This window comes from Planctomycetia bacterium (genome assembly GCA_034440135.1).
In the GTDB taxonomy this organism is placed as follows: domain Bacteria; phylum Planctomycetota; class Planctomycetia; order Pirellulales; family JALHLM01; genus JALHLM01.
Window position 1 is genome coordinate 1 of the sequence record JAWXBP010000426.1, and the last position, 4,642, is coordinate 4,642.

The following is a 4,642-nucleotide window of genomic DNA, read 5'->3' on the forward strand; positions in this document are numbered from 1 at the left end:
TAGTTGGTCGGTTTCGCCGAGGCCGCACCCGAGGCCACGAAGCCGAAATCGACCGAGCCATTCGCGGGCAACGTGCTGTCCCAAGTCTCACCCACGACCGTGTAGTGATTGCCCGTGTGGCTGACGACTTTGGCGTTCCAGATCGATGTGATGTTGGCGGCCATGTCGAATTCGAGTCGCCAGGCCGAGATGCTCGCGGCCTGGTGGCTTTCGAGCCGCAGATCGGCCTGAAATCCGGAATTCCAGGCGTTGGTCACCGCGTAGACCGGCGTAACCGACGCGGTCATCAGAGCGCGGGTTTCGAGTCGCTCGATGCTGAGCGTTCGATGGCGCTGTCGGGCCGTGGATGGTTGCTCTTCATTGCGGCGACGCGAGTCGCCGCCGATGAACCAATCGGGGATGTAGCGCATGAGACCTCTGCTGCTGTGGGGCTCAGATTGCTTGCAAGATTGCGAATTCAATTCCGCGATATGCGGAGGGAGATAGGCGACAAGGAAGCTGCGTCTCGATCGATGCTAACTAGCACTACGCGGCCCAATTGCGATGGGTTCCGAACACTGGGCAATCTTCGTGGACCGAAGCAATCGTGGAGCGTCGATCAACCGCGTTGACCGCTACAATCGGCCGTAGACGCACTGTCTGCGTGGTCTGAAATGGGCCGACGTATACGTAGGGAAGTAGATTTTACTGCCCGGCCTTGAGCGATGTCAGAAAGGCCAATAGATCGCGCAGCTCGTCGGGCGTCATGGTTCGATCGAGACCCTGCGGCATGATAGACACGCGACTGGGTTCAATTTCCTCGATCTCATCGCGACGAATCGGCGCCTCCGAGCGGTCGGCGGTCATCAGATAGACATCGTCCGCGGTTTCGCGGCGGATGATCCCCGACATCGCCAGCCCAGCCGAAGTGACGAGGGTCACAGGTTCGTAGCCGCGTGCGAACGTCGCGCTGGGAAAGGCTACGGCTTCCAAGAGCTCGCGGCGCGTGCGTGTCTCGCCAATCTGCGAAAGGTCGGGGCCGACCGTGTTGCCGCGTTTTTCCACCCGATGGCATTGCGAACAGGCGGCCTTGCCTTGAAACACTTCGCGCCCGCGCGCGGCGTCGCCTCCCTCCAAGGTCAGCTTCAACTCATCGAGTCGCGCGGCCATTGCCTGCGAGTCGTGGCCGTGCGCGTTGAGCAACGACGCGGCCCGGTCCTGTATCGTCTGAGGATAGCGCCGCAGCAGCCGCTCGAGCCGGATGGTCGACAGGCTGTCGATTCCGGGCGATTTGAGCAACGCGGAACAGAGCTCCTCGCCCGCGACGGGCTGCTCGACGTCTTCGTAGCGCCGCAACAGCCCCGGTAGCTCCAACGGACCAGCCGCGGCCAGTCGCGGCGCCATCCGCTCCAACTGGGCTGGAGTGAGTTGTGCATCGCCGAGGACGCGTGCCGCCATGAGTCGAGTGACGGGATCGGTTTCGGCCGCGGTACATTGCGCGACCAACAGATCGAGCACTCGATCGTCCGGCGCACTCCGGTTTGTCGCGACGAACGTGGCCGCAGCAAGGCGAACCGGCATGGCTCGACTGGCGTCGAGTGCCAGCGATTGCAACGGGGCGTCGAACGCGCGCCACTGGTTGGCGGCGATCGAAGCCACGGCACGTCGCGCTAGCTTATCGTCGCTGGATTGAAGGCAACCTAGCAGCGGCTCGTTCCACGCTGACGGAACCTTTGAAAAGGCACTTCCGGCGACCGTATCCAAAAGCAGGCGGCGCGTGCCGTCGCTTGTTTTGGCACTTGCCAACGAAGCGCCAATCAATTGTTGCACGTTTCGGTCACCGCGAAAGCTCCGCAGAGAGACGGCGAGTGACGCACGCCGGTCAGTAGAAAGCTGCGAATCTCCCAGCCAGCGGGCGAGCAGGTTGACGACTCCCTTGGACCATCCTTTGTGGCGGGCGCACACGTCGATCGCCGCGTTTTGCAGCGCCGCATCGTCGCGGGTGAGCAACGGCTCAACATCGATTTGTGTCAGATCACCATGCGGCATCTGGTCGAGCGCAATCAGTGCGCCGCGCGCGACGTTGTGATCGGCGTGCTTCAGCCCCGCTCGCGTCGCTATGGGGGAGTCGATCTCGATGAGCGCATAGATGATGGCGTGTTCGACGATTCGATCCGGGCGCGTGGAGAGGGCGTCGAGCAACGCCGGCGCCGCGGAAGCGTTCTCCAATCGGCCTAGTCCAGTCGCGGCGTTTCGACGGACTGCCGGCTGGTCGGATTTCAAAAGCGCGAGCATGCGGTCCGACGCATCGGCGTCGCGCCACAAGCCGGCGCCGTGCAACGCTGCCAGCGAAACGTTCGAGTCCGAATCCCCGAATGCTTCGCGAACGGCCGCGCGGGCGGCGACGTCGTCGATCCGCGTCAATGCCCAAACCGCGTTGGGCCGCACGTCGGGCGACTTGTCTTGCAACGCTTGGCGCAGTGCCGGCGTCGCGGCTTTACCTCGTCGCGCCAACTCGGAAATCGCCTTATCGCGAACCGTGAACCGCGCATCTCCAAGGAGCGCGACAAGCGCGTCGTTGCTGGCGTCCTTCCAAGCGATGTTTGCACCTCGCGGATCGTCTTGGCGATGCTGGCCCACCTTGCGAACTCGGTAGATGGCCCCGGTCAACGGCCCTTCGGCAACTTGCGACGTGGGACAGCCGATGCGGAACCAGCCGCCGGTGTTGACGACCAGCAGGCTGCCGTCGGCATCTTCCAAGACGTCGGTGAAACGGCAATTCGTGCTCTCGCTGCGAACGAATGTTTCCTCTTGCGTCACTTTCCACGCGCCGCCGTCGCGGGTGATCGCGTTGCGCGTCACCACATGCGTGTTGAAGTGCGCCGTGAAGATGTTTCCGCGATACTCCTCGCCAAATGCGCCGCTTTCGTAGCGCATGGCGCCCGAAGGCGATGTTTGTGGCCATTCCTTAAGCGGAGGTAGTCGGTCGCCGGTGAAGCGGGCGTAACGCGATCTCGGGCGACTGGTTTCGTACGATCCGCCGTAGGTCCAGTGCATCAGCCCATCGCCCCGCGGATACTTCAGGATCGTGACGATTCCAAAAATGTCTCCGCTTGTGTCGAAGCAAAGGTCGTAGACGCCGGCCGCGCCGTTGGCGACCACCTCCAGATCGCGACCATCGGGCCGGATGCGGAAGACGCACGGCGCGGTGCGAGTATCCTTGAGCGACTTGCCGTCGGCGCCCTTGAGGTCGTAGCCGCCGCCTTCGTTGCCGCCACAAAAATACAACCATCCGTCCGGCGCAAGGTAGGCGCCCTTCATGCACGAGCTATGGCCTTCGGACCCAAAGCCCGAAATGACCGCGTCGCGCTTGTCGGCGATTCCGTCGCCGTCGGTGTCTTCCAGCCGCCACAGAGTGGGATCGGAGGCAACATACAGGGCGCCATCGTGCCAGACGCCGCCATAGGGAAACGTCATCTTGTCGGCAAACACGGTGCTGCGGTCGTAGACGCCATCTCCGTTGGTGTCTTCCAATCGGCGGATCGAGCGTGGAAGTGTCTTGGTCAACACGTCGTACGGATCGTTCACGGCCGCGCCTTCGCTGACGTAAAGTCGCCCTTGGTCGTCCAAACACGCCAATGTGGGATACTCGACCTGCGGCGGGCCAGCTACTTGCGTCACCTCGAAGCCTGCGGGCACATGCACCGCGGGCGGAACGATGGCCGCTTGCAAGGGCCTATCTTCAATCGGCCGAATCTCGATATTGCGATAGTAGACCTCGGCAAACTCGGCCTGCAGGGCAATACGGCCGTGCGTTAGCGGCTGCCAGCTCTTTCCGTCGGCGCCAAGTTGCCGCAAGTTCGTTGAGCGGAAATTGATTTTCCCATTGACGATATGCACGGCGCCCTCGCCGCTCCGGACGATTACCTCGACGGTGTTCCATCCGTCGTTCTCATGCGTTCCGCCCTTAATGGTTCGTACCGTCTTTGGTCCGCCGCGCGTGCAGGGCACGCCACCTGCGCTAGCCTCGAGATACCGCGGATCGGCGGATTTTATCGAATCGGGGGCAACGGTTGTCTCGATCTGCGTACCCATCACGGTAAAGCAATCGCCCGTGTCCTGCTCCTGCACCTGGCATTCGACCGATCGCGGCCAGACGCGATCGGGACCGACGACGTGAAACAGCAAACCGGCATCGCGTGGTTTGTCGTTCCGCGGAGCAAACCGCTTGTCGCCCCATTTGTATTGAAAGCGCAAGTGGTAGTTCGCATACTCCACGTCGCTGGCAACGTAACCTTTGGGCGCCTTACTCCCGGCGGCATGATCCTTATACACGTGGATCGCGCCACCCTCGACTTGGAACACACGCTGTGGGTCCTTGTTTCTTCCGATACCGTGCAAGTACGTGTACCAGCCGTCGAGGCTTTTTCCATCGAAAAGCTTGATCCATGCGCGACTACCCGCGGCAGGTTCATCGGCGCGTGCCAGTTGCGCCGGCAGAGCGGCAAATATGGCGGAGAACGCTAAGGATCTTGCGATTTGCATGAGTTGTCTCGTGAATATATCGACCCTGCCACAAGTCAATTGGCGGCGCGCTGTGGTGCTGTTGTCAGAGTTGAAGCTCAGGCGTTCGACGATTGGAACCGAAGCGTCGTCGCTCAAA

General features: G+C 62.0%; 2 protein-coding genes. Both read right to left on the minus strand.

From position 1 onward, the window contains the following. Positions 1–410: cellulose binding domain-containing protein (locus SGJ19_24705; GenBank protein MDZ4783460.1), on the minus strand; the 410-nt coding region annotated here is incomplete at its 3' end. A 274-nt stretch (positions 411–684) separates the two neighbouring features. After that, positions 685–4,524: a PVC-type heme-binding CxxCH protein gene (locus SGJ19_24710; GenBank protein MDZ4783461.1), complete on the minus strand. Its 3,840-nt coding sequence runs from the start codon at positions 4,522–4,524 to the stop codon at positions 685–687. Positions 4,525–4,642: the final 118 nt, after the last annotated feature.

What these genes read in the sequence shown, in the direction of transcription:
- SGJ19_24710 (MDZ4783461.1), bottom strand. Translation starts at nt 4,524, where the DNA reads ATGCAAATCGCAAGATCCTTAGCGTTCTCCGCCATATTTGCCGCTCTG.